Source organism: Microbacterium croceum (assembly GCF_023091245.1).
GTDB lineage: Bacteria > Actinomycetota > Actinomycetes > Actinomycetales > Microbacteriaceae > Microbacterium > Microbacterium croceum.
The window spans coordinates 585,454-607,554 of the sequence record NZ_JAHWXN010000002.1; the positions used below are offsets into that span (position 1 = coordinate 585,454).

General features: G+C 70.0%; 22 protein-coding genes. 12 read left to right on the forward strand and 10 right to left on the reverse strand.

Translation table 11 applies throughout. From position 1 onward, the window contains the following. The first annotated feature begins 1 nt into the window (after position 1). Positions 2 to 853 (forward strand): formyltetrahydrofolate deformylase, encoded by an 852-nt coding sequence (gene purU / locus KZC51_RS16935; protein WP_247631174.1) that lies wholly within the window; start codon positions 2 to 4, stop codon positions 851 to 853. A 19-nt stretch (positions 854 to 872) separates the two neighbouring features. Here the strand turns inward: purU and KZC51_RS16940 are convergent, their stop codons facing one another. Next, complete coding sequence (locus KZC51_RS16940) at positions 873 to 1,916, reverse strand: NAD(P)H-dependent flavin oxidoreductase (RefSeq protein WP_247631175.1); 1,044 nt, start codon at positions 1,914 to 1,916, stop codon at positions 873 to 875. Positions 1,917 to 2,035: 119 nt separating this feature from the next. Between KZC51_RS16940 and KZC51_RS16945 the strand changes: the two genes are divergently transcribed. Both KZC51_RS16945 and KZC51_RS16950 read left to right on the forward strand, forming a co-directional pair. Beyond that, a complete protein-coding gene (locus KZC51_RS16945) occupies positions 2,036 to 2,308 on the forward strand; it encodes a DUF6412 domain-containing protein (RefSeq protein ID WP_247631176.1) in 273 nt (90 codons plus the stop codon). Positions 2,309 to 2,371: 63 nt separating this feature from the next. Further along, the gene (locus KZC51_RS16950; protein WP_247631177.1) at positions 2,372 to 3,139 is read left to right on the forward strand and encodes a YidC/Oxa1 family membrane protein insertase; all 768 of its coding nucleotides are present in this window, start codon (positions 2,372 to 2,374) and stop codon (positions 3,137 to 3,139) included. 16 nt (positions 3,140 to 3,155) lie between these two features. Here the strand turns inward: KZC51_RS16950 and KZC51_RS16955 are convergent, their stop codons facing one another. The 3 genes from KZC51_RS16955 to KZC51_RS16965 form a co-directional block, all read right to left on the reverse strand. Next, positions 3,156 to 4,109 (reverse strand): EamA family transporter, encoded by a 954-nt coding sequence (locus tag KZC51_RS16955; protein WP_247631178.1) that lies wholly within the window; start codon positions 4,107 to 4,109, stop codon positions 3,156 to 3,158. Between the two features lie 45 nt (positions 4,110 to 4,154). Then, positions 4,155 to 5,039, reverse strand: a complete 885-nt coding sequence (locus KZC51_RS16960; RefSeq protein ID WP_247631179.1) for an SDR family oxidoreductase — start codon at positions 5,037 to 5,039, stop codon at positions 4,155 to 4,157. Between the two features lie 157 nt (positions 5,040 to 5,196). Then, the gene (locus tag KZC51_RS16965) at positions 5,197 to 5,544 is read right to left on the reverse strand and encodes a DUF7882 family protein (protein WP_247631180.1); all 348 of its coding nucleotides are present in this window, start codon (positions 5,542 to 5,544) and stop codon (positions 5,197 to 5,199) included. A 264-nt stretch (positions 5,545 to 5,808) separates the two neighbouring features. On the opposite strand from KZC51_RS16965, the gene KZC51_RS16970 reads away from it, so the two are divergent. Further along, complete coding sequence (locus KZC51_RS16970; RefSeq protein ID WP_247631181.1) at positions 5,809 to 6,303, forward strand: FHA domain-containing protein; 495 nt, start codon at positions 5,809 to 5,811, stop codon at positions 6,301 to 6,303. Between the two features lie 109 nt (positions 6,304 to 6,412). On the opposite strand, the gene KZC51_RS16975 is transcribed toward KZC51_RS16970, so the two are convergent. Next, positions 6,413 to 7,501 carry an alcohol dehydrogenase catalytic domain-containing protein gene (locus KZC51_RS16975; protein WP_247631182.1) on the reverse strand — a complete coding sequence of 363 codons (1,089 nt, stop codon included), beginning with the start codon at positions 7,499 to 7,501 and terminating at the stop codon, positions 6,413 to 6,415. A gap of 386 nt (positions 7,502 to 7,887) precedes the next feature. On the opposite strand from KZC51_RS16975, the gene KZC51_RS16980 reads away from it, so the two are divergent. Continuing rightward, on the forward strand, positions 7,888 to 8,373 hold the full coding sequence (locus tag KZC51_RS16980; RefSeq protein WP_247631183.1) for a YfbM family protein: 486 nt from the start codon (positions 7,888 to 7,890) through the stop codon (positions 8,371 to 8,373). Positions 8,374 to 8,525: 152 nt separating this feature from the next. Here the strand turns inward: KZC51_RS16980 and KZC51_RS16985 are convergent, their stop codons facing one another. Together KZC51_RS16985 and KZC51_RS16990 are read right to left on the reverse strand one after the other, a co-directional pair. After that, positions 8,526 to 8,756 (reverse strand): hypothetical protein, encoded by a 231-nt coding sequence (locus tag KZC51_RS16985; RefSeq protein WP_247631184.1) that lies wholly within the window; start codon positions 8,754 to 8,756, stop codon positions 8,526 to 8,528. 211 nt (positions 8,757 to 8,967) lie between these two features. Next, positions 8,968 to 10,488 (reverse strand): HNH endonuclease signature motif containing protein, encoded by a 1,521-nt coding sequence (locus KZC51_RS16990; RefSeq protein ID WP_247631185.1) that lies wholly within the window; start codon positions 10,486 to 10,488, stop codon positions 8,968 to 8,970. Between the two features lie 385 nt (positions 10,489 to 10,873). Between KZC51_RS16990 and KZC51_RS16995 the strand changes: the two genes are divergently transcribed. From KZC51_RS16995 to KZC51_RS17005, 3 genes are all read left to right on the forward strand, one after another. Beyond that, the gene (locus KZC51_RS16995; RefSeq protein ID WP_247631186.1) at positions 10,874 to 12,157 is read left to right on the forward strand and encodes a M18 family aminopeptidase; all 1,284 of its coding nucleotides are present in this window, start codon (positions 10,874 to 10,876) and stop codon (positions 12,155 to 12,157) included. A gap of 152 nt (positions 12,158 to 12,309) precedes the next feature. Continuing rightward, positions 12,310 to 13,752 carry a purine-cytosine permease family protein gene (locus KZC51_RS17000; RefSeq protein ID WP_247631187.1) on the forward strand — a complete coding sequence of 481 codons (1,443 nt, stop codon included), beginning with the start codon at positions 12,310 to 12,312 and terminating at the stop codon, positions 13,750 to 13,752. After that, positions 13,749 to 14,342 carry a cysteine hydrolase family protein gene (locus tag KZC51_RS17005; RefSeq protein ID WP_247631188.1) on the forward strand — a complete coding sequence of 198 codons (594 nt, stop codon included), beginning with the start codon at positions 13,749 to 13,751 and terminating at the stop codon, positions 14,340 to 14,342. Before KZC51_RS17000 ends, KZC51_RS17005 begins: the two co-directional genes overlap by 4 nt. A gap of 124 nt (positions 14,343 to 14,466) precedes the next feature. Here KZC51_RS17005 and KZC51_RS17010 read toward each other — a convergent pair whose 3' ends face one another. Further along, the gene (locus tag KZC51_RS17010) at positions 14,467 to 15,192 is read right to left on the reverse strand and encodes an MBL fold metallo-hydrolase (protein WP_247631189.1); all 726 of its coding nucleotides are present in this window, start codon (positions 15,190 to 15,192) and stop codon (positions 14,467 to 14,469) included. An 81-nt stretch (positions 15,193 to 15,273) separates the two neighbouring features. Between KZC51_RS17010 and KZC51_RS17015 the strand changes: the two genes are divergently transcribed. Then, on the forward strand, positions 15,274 to 15,798 hold the full coding sequence (locus KZC51_RS17015) for a TetR/AcrR family transcriptional regulator (protein ID WP_247631190.1): 525 nt from the start codon (positions 15,274 to 15,276) through the stop codon (positions 15,796 to 15,798). A gap of 181 nt (positions 15,799 to 15,979) precedes the next feature. Beyond that, positions 15,980 to 17,035, forward strand: coding sequence for an alpha/beta hydrolase (locus tag KZC51_RS17020; protein WP_247631191.1), 1,056 nt, complete (start codon positions 15,980 to 15,982; stop codon positions 17,033 to 17,035). Between the two features lie 169 nt (positions 17,036 to 17,204). On the opposite strand, the gene KZC51_RS17025 is transcribed toward KZC51_RS17020, so the two are convergent. Then, on the reverse strand, positions 17,205 to 18,578 hold the full coding sequence (locus KZC51_RS17025) for a pyridoxal phosphate-dependent decarboxylase family protein (RefSeq protein WP_247631192.1): 1,374 nt from the start codon (positions 18,576 to 18,578) through the stop codon (positions 17,205 to 17,207). A 10-nt stretch (positions 18,579 to 18,588) separates the two neighbouring features. Further along, complete coding sequence (locus KZC51_RS17030; protein ID WP_247631193.1) at positions 18,589 to 19,206, reverse strand: TetR/AcrR family transcriptional regulator; 618 nt, start codon at positions 19,204 to 19,206, stop codon at positions 18,589 to 18,591. A gap of 103 nt (positions 19,207 to 19,309) precedes the next feature. On the opposite strand from KZC51_RS17030, the gene KZC51_RS17035 reads away from it, so the two are divergent. Next, the gene (locus KZC51_RS17035; RefSeq protein ID WP_247631194.1) at positions 19,310 to 20,377 is read left to right on the forward strand and encodes an agmatine deiminase family protein; all 1,068 of its coding nucleotides are present in this window, start codon (positions 19,310 to 19,312) and stop codon (positions 20,375 to 20,377) included. Then, entirely contained in the window at positions 20,377 to 22,095 is a 1,719-nt protein-coding gene (locus tag KZC51_RS17040) for an amidase (protein WP_247631195.1), read from the forward strand. The genes KZC51_RS17035 and KZC51_RS17040 overlap by 1 nt, the downstream gene beginning before the upstream one ends. Positions 22,096 to 22,101 lie beyond the last annotated feature (6 nt).

The following is a 22,101-nucleotide window of genomic DNA, read 5'->3' on the forward strand; positions in this document are numbered from 1 at the left end:
CATGTCACAGCCCGATACCGCCCGCCTCCTGATCGCCTGCGACGACCAGCCCGGCATCGTCGCGGCGGTGGCCGGAGTGCTCTCCGCGCACGGCGCGAACATCATCTCGCTCGACCAGCACTCGACCGACTCCGAGGGCGGGCGCTTCTTCCAGCGCACCGTCATCCACCTCGAGGGGTTGGCGGCCGCGCGCCCGGCGCTCGAGGCGGACATCGCCCAGGTCGCCGAGCGCTTCGGCATGGAGTGGTCGCTGCACGACACCGCCCGCCGCAAGCGCGTCGCGATCTTCGTCTCGAAGTACGACCACTGCCTGATGGAGCTGCTGTGGCGCACGCAGCGCGGGCAGCTTGACATCGACATCACCATGGTGGTGTCCAACCATCCCGACCTCGCCGAGTCCGTGCGGTCCTTCGGGGTGCCGTTCGTCCACATCCCCTCGGGCGACAAGCAGGCCATGGAGCAGCGTCAACTCGAACTGCTGCGCGGCAATGTCGATCTGGTCGTGCTCGCGCGCTACATGCAGATCCTCACCGACGACTTCATCCGTGAGCTCGATGCCCCGGTGATCAACATCCACCACTCGTTCCTGCCCGCCTTCATCGGGGCGAACCCCTATGCCCGGGCCAAGGAGCGCGGCGTGAAGCTGATCGGCGCCACCGCGCACTACGCGACCGCCGACCTCGACGAGGGGCCGATCATCGAGCAGGATGTGACACGCGTCACGCACTCCGACTCGGCCGCCCAGCTGCAGAGCCGTGGCGCCGACGTCGAGCGCCTGGTGCTCGCCCGCGCCGTGCAGTGGCACGCGGAGGACCGCGTGATCGTGCACGGCAAGTCGACCGTCATCCTCTGACGACGACCGACGCGCACGGTCACCGGGCGGGAACCCCCTCCACGAGCTCGGCGAACGCCTCGGCCGCCGTGCCGTAGCGTGCGAGCGGCGCGGCCTGCCCCATCCACAGCGACTGCAGCTCGCCCAGGTTCTGCTGTCCCGCCGCGGCGCGGAACTTCCCGGTGAGCCAGTTCTGCATCGGGAACGGGGCGATCGTGCCGCTGGCCTCGATCGCGCGCACGGCACGGTTGCGGGCTCCACGGGCGAGGCGTCCGCTCATGGCCCTGGTCAGCACCATCTCATCGGCCGCGGTACGGCGGATCGCCTCGCGGTGCGCGTCGGTGATCGCGGACTCCGCGGTGGCGAGGAAGGCTGTGCCGATCTGAGCGCCCTGCGCACCCAGAGCGAAGGCGGCGGCCACCCCGCGGCGGTCGGAGATGCCCCCGGCGGCGATCACCGGCACATCGACCGCGTCGACCACTTGCGGGACGAGCGGGAACGTGCCGACCAGCGACTCCTCGGCGGTGCGGAGGAACGAGACCCGATGGCCGGCGGCTTCCGCGCCCGTGGCCACGACGGCATCCACTCCTCCCTCGGCGAGCGCCACCGCCTCCGCGACCGTGGTCGCGGTGCCGATCACCCGGACGCCGCGGTCATGCGCCTCCGCGATCAGCGCCTCCGACGGCACGCCGAACACCACGCTGAGCACAGCGGGCGCCACGTCCCAGACCGCCTCGAGCTGTTCGTCGAGCGAGGGCAGGTACGCCTCGGGTCGTGCGGGGAGCTCTTCGCCGACCGCCTCGAAGAACGGCTGCAGCGCCTGCGCGAAGATCGCATGCTGGGCGTTCGGCGCGACCTCATCGCCCATGGGGAGCCAGATGTTCACTGCGAAAGGCTGAGACGTCGCCGCCCGCAGCTGGGCTCCGGTCTGCCGGATGCGATCGCCGTCATAGCCGTACAGCCCGAAAGAACCGAGACCGCCGGCCTCGCTCACCGCCGCCGTCAGCGGCACCGACGACAGGCCGCCGAAGGGGCCGAGGACGATCGGATGCTCGATGCCGACCAGGTCGCGCAGATCACTCATGTGTCGAGGCTACGCCGCACCGCACGCCAGAGCGCCGGCTGTGACGCCCCATCCGCCGATGCCCGACCGCCCGGCGTCCCGCGCCCGGTGCTACCCTCGCAGCAGAGGGGAGAGCGCACATGAGCGAGTGGTTCGGGCAGATGCTGAGCATCGTCCTCACGGCGCTCGGCCTGGTCTCCGTCCCGGATGCCGCCGCTCTCGGCCTCGCGATCGCCCTCATCGCCGTGACCGCTCTCACGCTCGCGCTGGTCCTGAGCCTGCAGCGGGCCACGGGCCGTACCGCGCCGCATCCCTGGCGAGCCATCGACGTCTCCACCCTCCTCTCGCAGAGCGATCCGGATGCCGCGGGGCACCCGCGCCCGCGAGCGCCGGGAGTCGCGACCGCCGCGTAGTCCGTTCCGACCGGGACCGCGCGGCTTTCGCCGACCCTTCCCGACCTCTCGAACGGACATCTGATGGACTTCTTCGCCTTCCCACCTCTCGCTGCCCTCCTGGACGCCGCCTATGGCGCCCTCGCCGGGCTCTCGTCCCTGCTCGAACCCCTCGCCGGCGGTGCCGCATCCGCCGCCGCCGTGATCCTCGTCACACTCCTGGTGCGTGCTCTGCTCATTCCCGTCGGCATCTCGCAGGCCAAGGCGGAGCTGACCAGGGCACGCCTCGCACCGAAGCTGCGCGAGATCCAGCGCCGCCACAAGAAGAACCCCGAACGACTCCAGCGCGAGACGCTCGCGCTGTACCGCTCCGAGAACACCTCGCCGTTCGCGGGGATGCTGCCCGTGCTGGCGCAGGCCCCGGTGGTCGGCATCCTGTACACGCTGTTCCTGCGTCCCGAGATCGCCGGGCACCCCAACGAACTCCTCACCCACGACCTGTTCGGCGCCCCGCTCGGCACGAGCCTGGTGTCCGCGATCTTCGGCGGCACCGCGACCCCTGCCACGTTCCTGGTGTTCGGCACGCTGCTGGCGATCATGATCGCGGTCGCCGAGGTCACCAGACGGGTGTTCCGTCCCGCACCCGTCGAGGACGACTCACCCCTCAACTCCCCGGCGATGGCGCGGATGATGAGCGCTCTGCACTACCTGACCGCGGTCTTCGCGGCGTTCGTCCCGCTGGCCGCCGCCCTGTATCTCACGGTGACCGTGGTGTGGACGCTCGCACAGCGGGCGATCCTGCGCCGCCGCTACCCGCTCCCGGTGGCGACGCCTGCGCGGGTGGCCGCCTGACGGCTCCCCCGGCCGCTCAGTCCGGCAGGGGGATCGGCCCGGTGAAGACGGCGGGGGGATCGCCCTCATCCCGGGAATCCGCTCGGGTCTCCTCGGCATCCGCTCGTGAACGGCGGCGGATGCCGAGGGTGGCCCCGACACTCGCGGCGACGACCAGGGCGATCGCGAGCATCCGCAGCGGCGTCGCGCTCTGGCCGAGGATCAGCCACCCGGCGAGCGTCGCGAAGACGGGCTCCAAGCTGAGCAGCACCCCGAACACGCGCTGCGGCAGCCGGCGCAGCGCCGCGAGCTCGAAGCTGTACGGGATCACCGAGGACAGCACCGCTGTGACGGCCGCGAGAAGCAGCAGCTGCATGTCACCCGACACGGTGACCGCGGCGGGCACGCCCACCGGCGCGAGCAGCAGCGCCGCGATGAGGAGTCCCATCGCGAGTCCCCCGCTGCCGGGGATCAGCGCTCCTACGCGGGCGCTCGTGCGGATGTACATGGCCCAGAATCCGGCGGCGATCAGGATGAACACGACGCCGATCGGGTCGAGCGGCTCCGCGCCGATCAGCCCGTCGACGCCCAGCAGCACCATGCCGACCAGCGCGAGGCCGACCCACGCGGCATCAGCCAACCGGCGGGTGAGGACAGCGGCGAGGACGAGGGGGCCGAGGAACTCGATCGCGACGGCCGGTCCGAGCGGGATGCGGTCGATCGCGGCATAGAAGAAGCCGTTCATCGCGGCGAGCGAGAAGCCGAAGAGCACGGCCGCGATCCACTGCGGCCTGGTCCAGCGCCGGGGACGCGGGCGCACGATGACGAGCAGGAGCAGCGCGGCGATCGCGACGCGCAGCGAGGTCACGCCCCAGGGGCCGAGCACCGGGAAGAGCTGCGCGGCGACGGCGGCGCCGAACGGCAGCGACAGGCACGAGCCGATGACGAGAGCGACGCCGACGAGAGGACGGGACGACGCTGACTGCTGCACGTACTCCAGCGTGGGGCATCGGCATCGCCCGCGTCCACTCGACACTCAGAGGTGCTTGCCTCCTGTCACCGGGAGCACAGCCCCGGAGACGTACATCGATTCGTCCGAGGCGAGGTAGACGTAGGCTCCGGCGAGCTCGGCCGGCTGGCCCGCGCGTCCGAGCGGGGTGTCCTGGCCGAAGGTCGCCAGCCGCTCGGCGTCCCATCCGGTGGCCGGGATCAGCGGCGTCCAGATCGGGCCGGGGGCCACCGCGTTCACGCGGATGCCGCGCGGACCCGCCTCTTCGGCGAGCGCCTTCACGAACGCCACCTGTGCGGCCTTGGTCATGGCGTAGTCGATGAGCCCCGGCGAGGGCTGATACGCCTGCACCGAGGCCGTCACGATGATGCTCGCGCCCGGAGCCAGGTCGGGGTACGCGGCGCGAGCCGTCTGCACGAGACCGGTGAGGTTGGTGTCGAACACTCGCCGCATGTCCTCGGTCTTCAGGGTCTCGAAGCCATCGATGTCGTGCTGGTACCCGGCGTTCAGCACGAGGATGTCGAGGCCGCCGAGCGCTGCTCTCGTCTGCGCCACGACACCGGTCGCGAAGTCCTCGTCACGGAGGTCGCCCGACAGGCCGAGAGCCGTGCGTCCCGCGTCGCGGATGTGGGCGATCGTCTCATCGGCGTCGCCCTGCTCCTCCGGCATGTGCACGATCGCGACATCGGCGCCCTCACGGGCGAAGGCGATCGCGACGGCGCGGCCGATCCCGGAGTCTCCGCCGGTGATCAGCGCACGGCGGCCCTGCAGCCGATCGTGCCCGCGGTAGCTGGATTCGCCGTGGTCAGGGGTGGGGCTGGTCTGCGCGGTGAGCCCTGGTTGCGACTGCCGCTGATCGGGGAAGCCGTCTTCGCGGTGGGCATGACGGGGGTCGACGGGGGTGTCGGTCATCGTGATCTCCTTCGTCGAGGTGTCTTCCGACTCTCGACGAAGGGGCCGTCCTCGCCCAGGGGGTTGACAGCATCTGCCCGGTGCGGCGATGGTTCTCGCGCTCGGAGTGCCGAGTGATCAGCCGCAGTGCCGCGTGATCAGCCGTAGTGCCACGTGATCAGCCGGGCAGAGTCACGGGATTCTCGCCGGTCCTCGGACCCTCGCCGCCCTCGGCCGGCTCCGGCGCCAGGTACAGGCCGGACGGCGCGTTCGCGGTGAACGCGAGCGCTTCGATCCAGGCCCGGTTGATGGAGGGCTGGCGACTGCCGAAGTACTTGAAGACGAGTGAGCTGCCCGGATGGATCCACACCGTCGTGCGTCCTCCACCGACGCTCGCGTCTTCGCGCCAGCTGAACGGGAACGGCTCTCCGCGACGAAGCTTCGCCGTGATCACGAGCTGCAGGTGTGTGAGAGCGCGATCCTCGATCTCGGTCTTCACGCCGCCTTCGTAGATGAACTTGCCCATGCGGAATGATCTCTTTCTCTGGCAGGGCTTTTTCGGCCGGTCGGACACTTTCCCCTCTGCGTAGCGTAAGTGCTGCCGCGACATCCTGCACTACGCGCGGGGAACCGCGCGCGTCGCGCCCCTGCCCGCGTCCGCGTCGCCCCTGCCCGCGCCCGCGTCAGGGCAAAGCGCCCATGCCGCCATCGCGACGCGAAGTCAACCCCCTCCATCCGCACCACCGCAGCCCCTAGAGTCGGTGATCCACCAGCCGAGGAGGCGATGAGGATGAGCGATCCGCAGACACCCGAGCAGGGGTACACCCCGACCACCACTCACGCGGAGTGGGGCGCCGGAGATCCGCGCCTGCGCATCACGCGCGACGAGGAGCGCACCGAGTATCTGCTCGATGTGGATGTCGTCCGCATCGGATCCGCCGAAGGCAACGAGCTGCGGCTCGCCGACACCGACCCGGTGCACGCGACCATCACCCACGATGAGCGCGACGAGTACGTGCTGACGCTGCATGGCGAGGGCAGCACCAGCGCCAGCGCCGGCACGGACGGCACCCACCAGGCTGAAGACGCGCAGACGCTCCGCACCGGGGCTCAGTTCACCGCCGGCCCCTGGACGTTCGTGTTCGCACGCGAGGAGTTCGCCGACCACGGTCGCCCGTTCGGCGGACGCAAGGGCGGCGAGTACGACGACCAGGAGTTGCAGCCGCCGCGTCCCGATTACAGCGCCGACGCGGCAGCCTCCGCAGCCGACGACCGCACCACCTGAGTCGGGTCCGCGCTTCCCCGCGCTTCCCCCTCGCCTGACACTCGCGGCCACGACTTCCGGGGCGGAGCGACCCTATCGCGGCCGTGGTGTCGCGCGAACCTGCGTGTGCTCAGCGGCCGGGAATGAGGCCGATCCTCAGGGGCGCACCCGGTGCCCCCGCCGCGTGCAGGGCGTCGTCGATCTCGGCCAACGCCCGCACCGCACTCACCGCGTCGGCGAACGGATACGCGCGACCGGGGCCTGCGAGGAACCCGACCGCGGCGGCCAATTCGGCGCCGGTGCAGTTGTGCACCGCGGTGATCGTGACCAGGCGTCGCAGGATGCTCTCGGCATCCATCGGCACCGGATCGGCGGGCAAGACGCTGCCGACCAGCACGACGGTGCCGCCGACTGCGACCCCGGCCAGCGCGTCGGCGACGGCATGGCCAGAGGCCTCGATCACGACATCCGGCTCCCGGTCGAGTGCGGTCGCCCCGAACCGGGTCGCCAGCGTGCGGCGGTCAGAGTTCGGATCGAGCACCTCGACGAGGGCGCCCTGATCCGCAGCGATCGCCGCGGCGGACAGGCCGACCAGTCCGGCGCCGTGGATCCGCACCCTCGCTCCTTCCAGCTCCCTCCCCTGGGCCGCCCTGGCCACCGCGGCCCAGGCGGTCGCGGTCGCGCAGCCGGCGGGAGCGAGGACCGCGGCTGGCAGCGCCTCGGGCACCCGCACGATCGCGGTTCCCGCGCGCAGCTGCATGTGACTGCCGAAGGCGCCGGCGAGGTCGCCGTGCACGCCGATGCGGTCGTGGCCGTAGGTGCCGAGGTCCCGGCACTTCTGCGGCATCCCCGCCAGACACCGGTCGCAGCGCCCGCACGACACGGTCACCGACCACACCACGCGATCTCCGATGCGCAGCGGCGTGCCGTCCACGGCGAGCGCGCCCTCGTCGCCGATCGCGATCACGCGTCCGACGCTCTCGTGGCCGAGCACCAGCGGCGACGGCGCGGAACGACGCCCCTGCACGGTGTGCACATCCGATCCGCAGATCGTCGACAGCTCCACCGCCACCAGCACATCGGCATCACCCAGCGCGACGCCCGGCACGGCGATCATCTCGTGCGGGTGCCCCTCGCCGATCCACACCATCGCGGTGGCGGCGGGGCGCAGGGCGACATCCCGGCGATGGCCGGGTGGTCTGATCAGCAGCGTGCCCACGAGGTGCTCCCGGTCACGAGGTCGCGATCTGTGCGCCAGGGCTGGTGACGATGCGGTTCCTTCGCGGACGCGCGATCCGAAGCAGGTCGCCGAAGAGAGGGAGAGTGCGCAGCGCCATCAGGGTCTTTCCGGGTCGGAGCAGTGTCTGCCAACGACTCTCTCAACCCGAGAGGGGAGCGAACGCCGCAATACGGAAGTGTTCAGCGCATGTTCACCACGGGTTCCACGAGGGAACCCGTCGATGGCGAGATCCCGCCGCATCCGTGGTTGATCGCCATCCACGGATCTTCCTGCTGATCGTGGCGCCCCGCAGCCGTCCTTCGGCGTCGCATGCTCGACGTAGAGTCGAAGGGAATCGATACGCATTCGGAGGGACTCTGATGGGGATGCGCGCGGCCTACACACTCGTGGATGAGCGGACACTCGACCGCCTGGTGTCGCTGGCGCCGGAAGTGCTCGTCTCGACGCTGGAGGAGCTCGAATCGGGTGGCTCTCCGACGGTCTACCTCGACAAGATGTGGGATGGTCTGCACTTTCTGCTCACCGGCGTGTCGGCTGCGACCCCGCGTGACGATGACCCGCTGAGCGAGTCGGTCGTGGGCGTGCACGTCTTCGACGGCGAGGACTTCGTGGGCTGCACCGAGAACGACGAGCTGCAGACGATCATCGAGGCGCTGGAATCGCTGGATCGCGATGAGGTGATCGGTGGTGCCGACTTCGCGGCGTTCGCTGAGGCCGGCATCTACCCGAATGTGTGGGACGACGATCCTGACGTCCTTCGTCGCGAACTCACCGACGCGTGGGACGCCCTCGCGTCGGTGCACCGCAGAGCAGCCGACGAAGGTCATCATCTCGTGATCAGCATCTTCTGAGGCGGCTCAGCGGGCGGTGGACCCCGTCGTTGCGGCCCGAGCCGGGAGAGCCATGAGCAGGCTGCCGACTCGACCGGCCGGGCCGGGAAGGAGTTGCTCGCGCGCGGGTGATGTGGGCGGGCATCATCTATCGGCGGGACGAGCAAACTCGGTCAGGACGGAGCAGACTGGTTCGACTTCACCTTCGCCATGATCGCTGCGAAGACTCCCGACCACCCGCTGGCGACTGCTGCGAACATCGCACTCGCCACAGCCATCTGAACGCCTGACCCGTCGGCGGCAGCGAACCCGAACCAGACGACGGCTATGCCCGCACCGACAATCGCACCGGCACTGGTGAGCCGCAGCGCCAGCCGCAGCCGCCGAACACCGCGAACACCCACTTCTCCTCTTCGATGAATCAACTCCATGGTTCAACTGCAGCACACGCGTCGCGGCCGCACATCCCTCTGAAGACGGACCCCGGCCACGGGCACGCGAACCTTCTACGAAGACGGACGCGCGCTGGGGCAGAACGTCGTGACTGTCTCAGCACTCACTCATTCAGAGCCCACCACCCCAGAGCCCACCACCCCAGCGCTCACCACCCAGCGCTTACCGTCTCTTCGTGGCGGCGAACGCGGCGTCGCCTGTGGGTCGTGGTGTGCGCCATCGTCGTGCGGGGTCCCACCAGGCGGGTCCGCGGACGACGGGGAGACCGTTGTCCATACGGATCTCCCACCCGGACGAGTCCAGGGTGCGGTGGTGGTGCCAGCACAACGTCACACCGTTATCGGTGTGCGTCCGCCCGCCGCGGGAGTGTTCCTGCACGTGGTGGATCTCACACCACGAGCCGGGGACATGACACCCGGGGATCAGGCACTCTTTGTCGCGGAGCGTGATCGCGCGGCGTTGAGGAGTGGTGAAGATGCGGTCGGTACTCCCGATGCCGACGATGCGACCTTCGGGGTCGAACAACACCCGTTGGATGGTGCCTCCGCAGGCGGTGTGCCGGGCCGTGCCGATCGTGGTCGGCGTGTCGATCCCGTCGATGTGCGCCCACCCTCGGCCGGTCGCATAGGCCTCCGCCGTCACGGACACGATCAGCGTCGGCGCCGCCCCACCGAGCTTCGGCATCTCGTCATGCCGGGCCGCGATCCCCAGCACCGCCGCCAACGCATCGTGCTGCTTCTGCGCCCGGGTGCGCGGGTCGACCATGCCGCCTGGATCCCCGGACGGCAACACACCACCGTCCCGATCCGCCCTGTCCTGCACGTCCAGAGCATCCCGTTCCTCCCGCGCGTACTGTGCGTCCCCGTTGTCAGACGGCACGAACCGGACCCCCGGCATGGGAGGCCCGTCGACTTTCGGGTTCAGGTACGCGTCCCAGATCCGTTGCAGCTGCCCCGCTGTTTCCGGCAACAGGTCTCCGCGGATCGGAATCAGCCCGTTCTTCGCCCGGCCCAGGATTACCCCACGCCCCCGCATCGCGATCTCCTCCGCGGGTTCGGCCCCGTCCGGATCGAGGAACATCACGATCCGTTGCGCGAGAATCCGCAGATCCTCCGGCGTCGTCACCGGTGCCGCCTCAATAGAGTTCTGGACCCCGGGTTCGTCATCACCGACAGGCACACCGCGCACCAGACGCGCGAGCTGCGCGTCAGCCTGAGCTCGCGCCTCGTCCGAGATCCGACGCTGAGCTTTCTCGAGCGGGCCGATCGCCGCGAGGAGCCCCGCGATTCCGACCGACCCGTCAAGAAGCGCCTCCCGCAGCGCGGGCCAGCGCGCAGGCTGCACGCTTCCCGATGAGATTTCGACCTCACGGTGGACGGCCCTTGCAGCGTGAACGACACGGCTCGCGCCCGTGGCATCGACCCTCAGCACACGTTGCAGGAGCTCATGCATCGTGCGGCATCCGAACATGCCGCAGAACGCCGGATCTCCCGACCCCGACGGCCGAGCGGCCACCGAGGCCACGGTCTCGACGACGATGGCATCTGCCTTGCGCTGGACGTCTCCTGCGAGCCGCAGCACTCGCATCTTGGCGTCATCCGAGAACGTTTGAAAGGAGCCCGCGCTCAGGGCCCGATCCAGGTCGCTGACGACCTGCTCCAGGATCTCCTCGGCGTTGTCCATGCCCCTCATCCAACCCGGGGGCACCGACATTCATCGCCTGTTTATCCCTGTTCAGGGCGATATTTCGGCATGCGCTCCCCGCCCACTACCGCTCCACGAAGGTCTACGGATTCCCGTTCTCCACAGACATCGGCGACCCCCAGACCTGCGCCCGTGCGATTGATGCCGCGGACAGCGGTGCTCCCTGCCGCGTGCGACGCCGCAGCACCGACCACGGGAGTGCCACGAGTCCCAGACGCTATCGCGACCTGGAAGACCGCGCCCGATGAACGCCCGGCACACAGCACTGGTCCGATCCCGGATGCGAACCTGAAGCACTCCGGGCGAGGACCACCTCGCCACCGCGACTACGCTCGAATCACGCCCGTCTTCAGGAAGGCACACCATGCCCGTCACCCCGGTCGCCCTCTCGCACGCCGATGACCTCGCCGACTTCATCGCCGCCTCCCCCTCGAGCTACCACGCCGCAGCCGAGATCGCTCGCCGCCTCGAAGGCGTCGGTTTCACTCGGGTGAACGAGGAGGACTCCTGGCCGTCGCAGGCCGGCGGACGCTACGTCGTCGTCCGCGATGGCGCGGCGATCGCCTGGGTCGTCCCGACCGACGCCACCGCGACCACACCCGTGCAGATCTTCGGCGCACACACCGACTCCCCCGGCTTCAAGCTCAAGCCGCAGCCCACGACCGGAACCCGCGGCTGGCTGCAGGCCGCCGTCGAGGTGTACGGCGGCCCGCTGCTGAACTCCTGGCTCGACCGGGAGCTGCGCCTCGCCGGGCGGCTCGCCCTCGCCGACGGCCGGGTCGTGCTCGCCGACACCGGAGCGCTCCTGCGCCTGCCGCAGCTCGCGATCCACCTCGACCGATCCGCGAACTCCGGACTCGCTCTCGACAAGCAGGTCGAGACCCAGCCGGTCTGGGGTCTCGGCGACCCGACGCAGGCCGACATCCTCGCCGAGCTCGCCCGCTCGGCCGATATCGCGGCATCCGACATCCGCGGCTACGACGTCGTGATCGCCGACACCGCCCGTGGCGCGGTGTTCGGCAAGGACGACGCGTTCTTCGCCGCCGGGAGACTCGACGACCTCGCCTCGGTGCACGCGGGTCTCGTCGCTCTCGAGACGTACGACCCCGCGGCCGGCGCTCCGATCGCCGTGCTCGCCGCCTTCGATCACGAGGAACTCGGATCGGCATCCCGCTCGGGCGCGGCGGGCCCGTTCCTCGAAGACGTCCTGGAGCGCGTCTACGCCGAGCTCGGTGCCGATTCCTCCGCGCGGCGCCAGGCGTATGCCTCGTCGTGGTGCCTCTCCAGCGACGTGGGGCACTCGGTGCATCCGAACTACGTCGCCAAGCACGACCCGGTCGTCCAGCCCGTGCTGGGTTCCGGCCCCATCCTCAAGCTCAACGCCAACCAGCGGTACGCGACGGATGCCGTCGGCACCGCGTCCTGGCGAGCATGGTGCGAACGCGCGGGAGTGCACACGCAGGAGTTCGTGTCGAACAACGCCGTGCCGTGCGGGTCGACGATCGGGCCGATCACGGCGACGCGCCTCGGCATCCGCACGGTCGACGTGGGCATCCCGATCCTCTCGATGCACTCCGCGCGGGAGCTCGCGGGAGTCTCCGACCTGCACGACCTGACCCGCACCGCACAGGCGTTCTTCGCGGGCTGATCGGCCAGGCACGCACGTCAGAACACGCGAGGGAAGGGCGCGAACAGCGCCCGACACCCAGAACGAGCGCGAAAGCCGGATGACCGGCGCACCACCCGCAATATTCACCCCATCGGCGCCCCAGATGCCCCGGGCAGTGCCAGGATGTTGGCATGACGGACATCAAGCCGGCTCTGATCGAGCGCGTCGGCATCGAGATCATCCCCGAATCCGACCGCACCGCGAAGCCCCGCGACCTCTTCTGGCCGTGGTTCGCGGCGAACGTGTCGGTGTTCGGCATGTCGTACGGCTCGTTCGTGCTGGGCTTCGGCATCTCGTTCTGGCAGGCGACGATCGTGTCCGTCATCGGCATCGTGGTGTCGTTCCTGCTGTGCGGACTGATCGCCATCGCCGGCAAGCGCGGTTCCGCACCGACCATGGTCCTCTCGCGGGCCGCATTCGGAGTGCACGGGCAGAAGGTGCCGGGCATCGTGTCATGGCTGACGTCGATCGGCTGGGAGACCTTCCTCGCTATCCTCGCGGTGCTCGCCACCGCGACCGTCATCACGCAGCTCGGTGGCGACGGTGACAGCATCGCCCTGAAGATCACCGCGACCGTGATCGTCGCCGCGCTCATCGTCGCGGCATCCGTGCTCGGGTATCACACGATCATGAAGCTGCAATCGGTGCTCACCTGGGTCACCGGCATCGTGACGGTGCTGTACATCATCCTCGCCGCGCCCAGCATCGACATCGCCGCCGTCATGGCACGACCGGACGGCGGCATCGGCCATGTCATCGGCGCCCTGGTCATGGTCATGACCGGCTTCGGGCTCGGCTGGATCAACATCGCCGCCGACTGGTCCCGGTACCAGAAGCGCACGGCGTCCGACGGGGCCATCGTCGCGTGGAACACGATCGGCGGCTCGATCGCCCCGATCATCCTGGTGGTGTTCGGTCTGCTGCTCGCCGGGTCCAACGACGACCTCTTCAACGCCGTGCAGGCAGACCCCGTGGGCGCACTCGCGACCATCCTGCCCGTGTGGGTGCTCGTGCCGTTCCTGCTCACCGCCGTGCTCGCGCTGGTCTCGGGTGCCGTGCTCGGCATCTACTCGTCCGGGCTGACGCTGCTCAGCCTCGGCATCCGCATCCCCCGCCCCTCGGCGGCCGCGATCGACGGCGTGATCCTCACGATCGGCACCATCTTCGTCGTCTTCTTCGCGACGGACTTCCTCGGCCCGTTCCAGAGCTTCCTGATCACCCTCGGCGTGCCGCTGGCCTCCTGGGCCGGCATCCTGATCGCCGACATCCTGCGCCGCAAGAAGGACTACGACGACGACGCGCTGTTCGACGAGAACGGCCGCTACGGCGCCTGGGACTGGACCTCGATCGGCACCATGATCGTCACCAGCGCCATCGGCTGGGGCCTGGTCGTGAACAACTTCGCCGAGGACGCCGCCTGGAACAACTGGCAGGGGTATCTGTTGTTCCTGATCGGCGGCAAGGACGGCCAGTGGGCGTATGCGAACCTCGGTGTGTTCTTCGCCCTCGTGCTGTCGTTCGCGGTGACCTACTTCGCGCGGGCGGGGAAGATCCGTCGGCAGGAGCGGGCGTGACGGGTCCTTCGGCGAGCTCAGCGCCGCACGAAGAGCAGGCAGCGGATGCCGCGTGGCTGGTCGTGATCGATCCGCAGGCGATCTTCGCGTCACCCGACTCCGCATGGGGCTCTCCGTTCTTCGCCGAGGCGATGCCGCGCATCCGCGAGCTGGCCGCAGCGTTCGGCGAGCGCGTGCTCGTGACGCGCTGGATGCCGACGGCCGACCGCTCGACGTCGTGGGGTGACTACTTCGCCGCCTGGCCGTTCGCCGACCAGCCGCCGAGCGACGCCCTGTTCGCTCTCGTGCCCGAGGCCGCACCGCTGTCGCCGCATCCCACGCTCGATCTGCCGACGTTCGGCAAGTGGGGTTCCGAGATCGAGGCGGTGGTCGGACGCGGCGCCCGCGTCGTGCTCACCGGCGTCTCGACGGACTGCTGCGTGATCTCGACGGCCTTGGCGGCGGCGGATGCCGGTGCACACGTGACCGTCGCGGCGGATGCGTGCGCGGGATCGACGGCGGAGAACCATGCCGCGGCTGTGCAGGTCATGGGCCTCTACCCGCCGCAGATCACGATCAGCGACTCCGCCACGGTTCTCGCGACGCGCTGAGTCCCGCGGCGAACCGGGCGACGGATGACGGACCCGATGACGGATCACGGACGTATTCAGGGAATCAGTCCGTGATCCGTCATGTGCTCCGCGATCCGTCCGCGTTCACTTCGCCGCAGTCCGCTCAGCCCGCCGCACGCACGGCCGCGGCGCGCACGGCCGCGGAGATCTCGGCGGGAGATCCCCGCCAGGGCGCCCCATGTCCGGGCAGCACCCATGATGCCGAGACCTCCGCGAGCCGGTCCAACGACGCGAGTGCCTCCTGAGGATCGTCGGTGAACGGCGCCGGCTGCGCTCCCGTCCGCCCGGTGAGCACATGCCTGGTGGTCAGCGCGTCACCCACGAACACCGCGTCGGCGAGGGGCACGTGCACCGCGATGCTGCCGGGCGAGTGTCCCGGCATCCCGACCACGACCGGCGCTCCCGGCAGATCGAGCACATCCCCGTCGGCCACTTCGGTCACCGCGGTCACGTGCGGGATGCGCAGGGCGCTCTTGCGGATGCCGTAGGCGAAGAACCCGAGCGTGGGGCCCAGACGCGCGGGTCCCATCGGGGTCGTGGGCTTCTCGCCCGTGCGCACGCGGTGGGCATCCGCGGCGTGGATGAACACCGGCACCCCCGCCTCCTTGCGCAGGCGCTCCGCGAAGCCGATGTGGTCTCCGTCGCCGTGGGTCAACACGAGTCCGCGGATGTCGGACAGCGGCCGCCCGATCTCCTCGAGCTCGCGCTGCAGATCGCGCCAGTGCCCCGGCAGGCCCGCGTCGATCAGGGTGATGCCGTCCGGCAGGTCGACGAGGTAGGAGGCGACGATGTCGTTGCCGAGCCGGTGCAGATGCGGTGCGAGCTTCATGGCGGGTCCTCTCAGGATGATTGCGATGGCTACGTTACGTAGCTATCATGGCTATTGTCAATAGCCATGAAGGAGAGCCGCATGCCGACACCTGAACGCACATCGACCGCGGCGATCGTCGCGGCAGGGCGCGAGATCCTGGAGACCGCCGGTCCCGCCGGACTCACGATGCAGGCGGTGGCCGACCGCGTCGGAGTACGCGCACCCTCGCTCTACAAGCGCGTCCGCGACCGCGATGCCCTGCACGCCGCCGTCGCCACGGCATCCATCGACGCGCTCACCACCCGGCTCGAGGCGGCGGGCGACGACCTCACCGACCTCGCGCACGCGTATCGGTCTTTCGCACAGGACCACCCGGAGGGGTTCCGGATCATGTTCACGGCGGCCTCCCCGCACGATGCGCTCGAGCGCTCGGCGGCACCGCTCATCCGCGCCGCATCCGCTCTGGTCGGCGAGGACGACGCGCTCGATGCCGCCCGCCTCCTCACGGCCTGGGCGACGGGCTTCCTGCAGATGGAGCTCTCCGGCGCGTTCCGCCTCGGCGGCGACGTCGACCGCGCCTTCGACTACGGACTGCAGCGTCTCCTCGCCGGGCTGACGGGCTGAGACCGGAGCCGAGAATCATCCGATCGGGACGACGGATCACGGAGCCGATGACACTCTGCGGACGGATCACCGTCGATGTCTCCGGGATCCGTCACGAGTTCCGCGATTCGTCAGCCGAACACGACGACCAGTTCACCCGACGACCGGAATACTGGCACACTGAGGCGCGGAGAGGGGCGACATGACCGCGCGCGAGAACGACGCAGAGCTGGACAGCACGAGGAAGGTCCGCCGACCCTGGCACCGCACCAAGGTCGCCATCGCCTGCGTCGTCGGTGTCACGGCGATCGTGGCGATCGTCGGCTCGCTGACCCCGTGGCCCTCGGCCATGATCATCCGCGCGGTGTTCACGAAGGGCGGCGACGAGACCGCCGCCGAGATGGACAAGCACGTCCCCGATACGAAACTCACCGAGCGGCTCGACGTCGCCTACGCGGATGACGGCGCCGACACCACGATGGATGTCTTCGCCCCGGCGGCCGCCAGCGGCCCGCTGCCCACGATCGTGTGGATCCACGGGGGCGCGTGGATCTCGGGAGTCAAGGAGAACATCGACCCCTACCTGCGCATCCTCGCCGCCGAGGGCTACACGACGATCGGCGTGAACTACACGATCGGCCCGGAGGGCGTATACCCGCTCGCGGTGCACCAGCTCAACGATGCCCTCGCCTACATCGACGCGCATGCCGCGGAACTGGGTGTCGACCCCACCCAGATCGTGCTCGCGGGGGACTCGGCCGGCGCACAGCTCGCCAGCCAGATGGCGACCCTCATCACGAACCCCGAGTATGCCGCGCTCATGGACATCTCACCGTCGATCGGGGCCGACCAGCTGGCCGCGACCGTGCTCAACTGCGGCGTCTACGACCTCGCGGCCCTCGCCCGGCTCGACGGCGTCGCCGGCTGGGGCTTCAAGTCGGCGATGTGGGCCTACTCCGGCACGAAGACCTGGGCAGAGGACTCGACGGGCGCGACCATGTCGACCGTCGACTGGGTGACCAAGGACTTCCCGGCCACCTACATCTCGGGCGGCAACGGCGACGGCCTCACCTGGCTGCAGTCCATCCCGATGGCGCAGCGCCTGGACGAGCTCGGCGTCGACGTGACGACCCTGTTCTGGCCCGCACCGCACCAGCCGGAACTCCCCCACGAGTACCAGTTCCACCTCGACCTGCCCGATGCGCAGACCGCGCTGCAGAAGACGATCGACTTCCTCGGCGCGCACACCACCCGCTGACCCGCATCCGCTCTGGACCGCTGCGCTTCCACCCTGCCTCGCCCATCCGGAGGGAGGCGAAAACACGGGCGTAGGCCGAATCCGCCCGAATCCTCCTACGCCCGGTCGATCGCCTACGCTCGATCGCCCACGGATGATCGCCGACGCCCGGCGCGTCCGCAGGGGCCGGCTACTTCATGGTGTCGAGGATGCCGACCAGGTCGTCGAAGGTGGTGAGCGGATTGAGGATCGCGAAGCGCGTGTTCGGGCGTCCGCCGTGCGAGCTGGGCACCACGAAGGCGCGCTGCGAATCCAGCAGCGCCGCCGACCAGCGGTCGTAGTCGGCGCGCTCCCAGCCGTCGCGCTCGAAGACCACGACCGACAGCTGCGGGTCGCGCACCAGCCGCAGCTCGGGACGACGCGAGATCTCGGCCGCGATCTTCTTCGTCAACGCGATCGTGGCACTCACCGCATCGCGGTAGGCGGTCACCCCGTAGGTCGCGAGCGAGAACCACATCGGCAGTCCGCGCGGACGCCGGGTGAGCTGAATGGAGTAGTCCGAGGGGCTGAACTCGTCGGCGTCGGTGAGGGTGTCGAGGTACTCGGCGTGCTGCGTGTGCGCCCGACGTCCGCTGTCGGGGTCGCGGTAGATCAGCGCGCAGCAGTCGAACGGGGCGAACAGCCACTTGTGCGGATCGACGATCACCGAATCGGCACGCTCGACGCCGGCGAAGATGTGTCTGGTCTCGGGCGCGAGCATCGCGGTGAGCCCGTAGGCGCCGTCGATGTGCAGCCAGAAGTCGAACTCGTCCTTGAGCGCGGCGATGCCCTCGATGTCATCCACGATGCCGAAGTTCGTCGAGCCGCCGGTCGCCACGACCGCGCAGATCTCGTCGCCGTGCTCGCGCAGCGCCTCGCGCACGGCGTCGGCGCGCAGCACACCGTCGTCGCCCGCAGGCACCAGCAGCACGTCGGCGTCCATGACCTTCGCCGCCGACTTGTTCGAGGAGTGCGCCTCGACACTGCAGACGATCTTCCACCGCCGCGGCAGCTCCTTGCCCTCGTCGATCAGGCGCGCCTTCGCCGCTTCACGCGCCGCGACGAGGGCCGAGAGGTTGCCGATCGTGCCGCCCTGCACGAACACCCCGCCCGCGGTCTCGGGCAGACCGAACTCGCGCGCCAGCCACGACAGCACCTCGTTCTCGGCATGCACGGCGCCCGCGCCTTCGAGCCAGCTGCCGCCGTAGAGTCCCGAGGCCGACACGACCAGGTCGAACGCGATCGCGGCCATGGTCGGCGCGGTCGGGATGAACGACAGGTACAGCGGATGGCTCGTGGTCAGACAGGCCGGCGCCAGGATGTGCTCGAACACGCTCAACGCCCGCGGCGCACCGAGGCCGGCATCCGTGATCGTGGGCCCGACCAGGCGGCGCAGCTCGGCCTCGGTCTGCGGCTTGTCGAGCGGCACGTCGGCGGCGAGCATGCGGCGCCGCGAATAGTCGAGCACAGCGTCGACGATCGCGGTGGATTCGGGCGAGGCCGCGTGCATGCGCACAGCATCCATGGGCGTTTCCTTACTGTCGGGACGAGAGGGATGCGCGAGCCGGCGCATCGGGCGAGTGAGCGGGATGGTCGAGGGCGACCGACAGCACCCGGCGCGCGAGATCCGCGCGATCATGCGGCGCCCATTTCACGAGCGAGTGGGCGTTCATCCCGTCGATCATGGCGAGCAGCATCCAGGCCGCGGTGTCGGTGCGCGATGCGGCGATCTCCCCCGTGGCGACGGCGCGCGCGAGGTGCTCCTCGATCGCGCTCTGCCAGAGGTCCATCTCGGTGCGCACCCGCGCGGCGAGCGTCTCGTTGCGCACACCGAGCGCCCAGGCCTGCACCCACACGAGCGTGACGTCGTCGCGACTCCCGTCGAGCAGGGTCTCGACCATGCGGAACAGGTCCTCGCGCACACCGCGCTCCGGGTCGAATCCGGACATCACCTCATCGCGCTCGGCGCCGACGATCTCGCCGAAGACCTCGGCCAGGAAGTCATCCATGACGGGCCGATAGTGCGCGACCAGAGCGGGCGTCACCCCGACGCGCTGCGCCACCGCGCGGACGGTCATGCTCTCGAGTCCGCTCTCTCGGGCGAGTCCGATGGCGCCCTCGAAGATCGCGCGATCACGCTCCTCCGGCGACATGCGCCGAGGAGAGGTACCTATTGACGTGGTCTTCATCACGGGCTACCGTAACACCTGTTGATCGCATGTTCAATAGAGCCGTCTCGACAGCGAGGAGACCCCCATGAGCTGGCGCATGCCCGCGGAGACCGCACGCCATGAGCGCACCTGGATGGCGTTCCCCGCGGAGGGCGAGACCCTCGGCGACACGGATGCCGCCCGCGAGGAGGGCTACGCAACCTGGACCGCCGTGGCCCACGCGGTCGCCGAGTTCGAACCGGTGACGATGCTCGTCGACCCTGCCGAGATCGCCCGCGCCCGACGCATGCTCAGCAGCAGCATCGAGATCGTCGAAGCGCCGGTCGACGAGTTCTGGATGCGCGACGCCGGCCCGACATTCGTGACCGACGACGAGCGCCCCGGCGTGCTCGGCGCGGTGGACTGGATCTTCAACGGCTGGGGAGCCCCCGACTGGGCCGAGTGGCGCAAGGCGGCTCAGCACGCGCGCATCATCGCCGACGCCGTCGGGGCCGAGCTCGTGAGCTCGACGCTCGTGAACGAGGGCGGCGGCATCCACGTCGACGGTGAGGGAACCGTGCTGCTCACCGAGACCGTGCAGCTCGATCCGCGTCGCAACCCCTACGCCGACCGCCAGCGCGTGGAGGCCGAGATGGCGCGCACGATCGGGGCGACCACGGCCATCTGGCTGCCGCGCGGGCTCACCCGCGACTATGACGACTTCGGCACGAACGGCCACGTCGACATCGTCGCCACGATCGTGTCACCCGGGCGACTGCTGCTCCACGACCAGCAGAGCCCCGATCACCCCGACCACGTCGTCACCCGCGACCTGCGCGCCCTCCTGTCGGAGCAGACGGATGCCGCCGGCCGCCGTTTCGAGATCATCGATCTGCCGGCTCCCGCCACCCTGCGCGACGAGGAGGGGCCCGTGGACTGGAGCTACGTCAACCACCTCGTCACGAACGACGGGGTCGTGGCCTGCGGCTTCGGCGAGGAGAAGGCGGATGCCGTGGCGCGCGAGATCCTCGCCGACGCTTATCCCGGACGCCGCGTGGTGACGGTCGACGCCCGCCCGTTGTTCGACCGCGGCGGCGGCATCCACTGCATCACGCAGCAGCAGCCCGCGCGGTTGCCGAGCGAGGAGCGCAGCGCCGGGTCGAAGGGCGCCTGATGTTCGAGGTGACCGAGGCCTCCATCGCCGAACTGCGCGCGGCCCTCGAGGCGGGCGAGACGACGGCGGTCGAGCTGGTCGACGCATTTCGCGCCCGCATCGCGGCCTACGACACCCCCGATACCCCGACCGCGCTGAACGCGGTGGTCGTCGCGAACCCCGACGCCCGGGCCGAGGCGGCGGCGTCGGATGCCCGGCGTTCCCGCGGCGACACCCTCGGTCCGCTCGACGGCATCCCGTACACCGCGAAGGACAGCTATCTGGTGCGCGGGCTCACCGCCGCGGCCGGCAGTCCGGCCTTCGCGGGACTCATCGCGCAGCGCGACGCCTTCACGATCGCTCGGCTGCGGGCGGGCGGTGCGATCTGCCTCGGCCTGACGAACATGCCCCCGATGGCGAACGGCGGCATGCAGCGCGGCGTCTACGGCCGGGCCGAGAGCCCGTACTCGGCGGGCTGGCTCACCGCACCCTTCGCGTCCGGATCGTCGAACGGCTCCGGCACGGCGACGGCGGCGAGCTTCGGCGCCTTCGGCCTCGGCGAGGAGACCTGGTCGTCGGGTCGTGGTCCTGCCACCAACAACGCCCTGTGCGGGTACACGCCCTCGCGCGGCGTGATCTCGACGCGCGGCAATTGGCCGCTGGTGCCGACCATGGACGTGGTCGTGCCGCACACCCGCACGATGGCCGACCTGCTTGAGGTGCTCGACGTGATCGTGGCCGATGACGCCGAGACCCGCGGCGACTTCTGGCGCGCGCAGCCCTGGGTCGCGCTGCCGGCCGCATCCGCCGTCCGTCCGGAGTCGTATCCGGCGCTCGGGACCGACGCGGCGAGCGCGCTCGCAGGCGCCCGCATCGGCATCCCCCGCATGTACGTCAACGCGGATCCGGCTGCGGGAACGGCGCAGTATCCAGGCATCGGCGGACCGACCGGTCAGCGCATCGAGACACGACCGTCGATCGTGGAGCGGTGGGAGGCCGCGCGGCGCGACCTCGAAGCGGCCGGGGCGACCGTGGTCGAGGTCGACTTCCCGGTGGTGTCGAACTACGAGGGCGATCGCCCCGGCGCCCCCACCATCGCGAGCCGCGGCCTGGTGTCGCGCGAGTACCTGCACCGCGAGATCGTCGACCTCTCGGCGTGGGCGTGGGAGGACTTCCTGCGGGCGAACGGCGACCCGGCACTGCTCACCCTGGCGGATGTCGACGGTGCCACGATCTTCCCGCATCCGGACGGCGCGCTGCCCGACCGCTACACAGGGTTCGACGACGACATCGCGGAGTATCCGGACTGGGTGCGCCGCCACCCCGGCACCTCGTTCAGGGACATACCCGAACTCGAAGACGGGCTGCGCGGACTGGAGGAGACTCGCCGTCGCGACCTGGAGATGTGGATGGACGGTCTGCGGCTCGACGCCGTGGTCTTCCCCGCCGTGGCCGACGTGGGACCGGCCGACATGGACGTGAACGTGGCATCCGCCGACCTCGGCTGGCGCAACGGTGTCTGGATCGCGAACGGCAACCTCGCGATCCGTCACCTCGGCATCCCCACGGTCACGGTGCCGATGGGGGTGATGCGCGACATCGGCATGCCGATCGGGCTGACGTTCGCGGGACGGGCATACGACGACGCGAACCTGCTGCGCCTCGCCGCGGGGTTCGAAGCGATCGGCGCTCCGGGGGCGCGGCGCGTGCCACCACCACGCACACCCCCGCTGGCGTAGGGTCCG

Coding starts and splice junctions, on each gene's coding strand:
- purU (WP_247631174.1), top strand. CDS start 2: ATGTCACAGCCCGATACCGCCCGCCTCCTGATCGCCTGCGACGACCAG.
- KZC51_RS16970 (WP_247631181.1), top strand. CDS start 5,809: ATGAGCGATCCGCAGACACCCGAGCAGGGGTACACCCCGACCACCACT.
- KZC51_RS16950 (WP_247631177.1), top strand. CDS start 2,372: ATGGACTTCTTCGCCTTCCCACCTCTCGCTGCCCTCCTGGACGCCGCC.
- KZC51_RS17040 (WP_247631195.1), top strand. CDS start 20,377: ATGTTCGAGGTGACCGAGGCCTCCATCGCCGAACTGCGCGCGGCCCTC.
- KZC51_RS16940 (WP_247631175.1), bottom strand. CDS start 1,916: ATGAGTGATCTGCGCGACCTGGTCGGCATCGAGCATCCGATCGTCCTC.
- KZC51_RS16995 (WP_247631186.1), top strand. CDS start 10,874: ATGCCCGTCACCCCGGTCGCCCTCTCGCACGCCGATGACCTCGCCGAC.
- KZC51_RS16965 (WP_247631180.1), bottom strand. CDS start 5,544: ATGGGCAAGTTCATCTACGAAGGCGGCGTGAAGACCGAGATCGAGGAT.
- KZC51_RS17010 (WP_247631189.1), bottom strand. CDS start 15,192: ATGAAGCTCGCACCGCATCTGCACCGGCTCGGCAACGACATCGTCGCC.
- KZC51_RS16990 (WP_247631185.1), bottom strand. CDS start 10,488: ATGGACAACGCCGAGGAGATCCTGGAGCAGGTCGTCAGCGACCTGGAT.
- KZC51_RS17000 (WP_247631187.1), top strand. CDS start 12,310: ATGACGGACATCAAGCCGGCTCTGATCGAGCGCGTCGGCATCGAGATC.
- KZC51_RS17035 (WP_247631194.1), top strand. CDS start 19,310: ATGAGCTGGCGCATGCCCGCGGAGACCGCACGCCATGAGCGCACCTGG.
- KZC51_RS17020 (WP_247631191.1), top strand. CDS start 15,980: ATGACCGCGCGCGAGAACGACGCAGAGCTGGACAGCACGAGGAAGGTC.
- KZC51_RS16945 (WP_247631176.1), top strand. CDS start 2,036: ATGAGCGAGTGGTTCGGGCAGATGCTGAGCATCGTCCTCACGGCGCTC.
- KZC51_RS16960 (WP_247631179.1), bottom strand. CDS start 5,039: ATGACCGACACCCCCGTCGACCCCCGTCATGCCCACCGCGAAGACGGC.
- KZC51_RS17025 (WP_247631192.1), bottom strand. CDS start 18,578: ATGGATGCTGTGCGCATGCACGCGGCCTCGCCCGAATCCACCGCGATC.
- KZC51_RS17015 (WP_247631190.1), top strand. CDS start 15,274: ATGCCGACACCTGAACGCACATCGACCGCGGCGATCGTCGCGGCAGGG.
- KZC51_RS16980 (WP_247631183.1), top strand. CDS start 7,888: ATGCGCGCGGCCTACACACTCGTGGATGAGCGGACACTCGACCGCCTG.
- KZC51_RS17030 (WP_247631193.1), bottom strand. CDS start 19,206: ATGTCGCCGGAGGAGCGTGATCGCGCGATCTTCGAGGGCGCCATCGGA.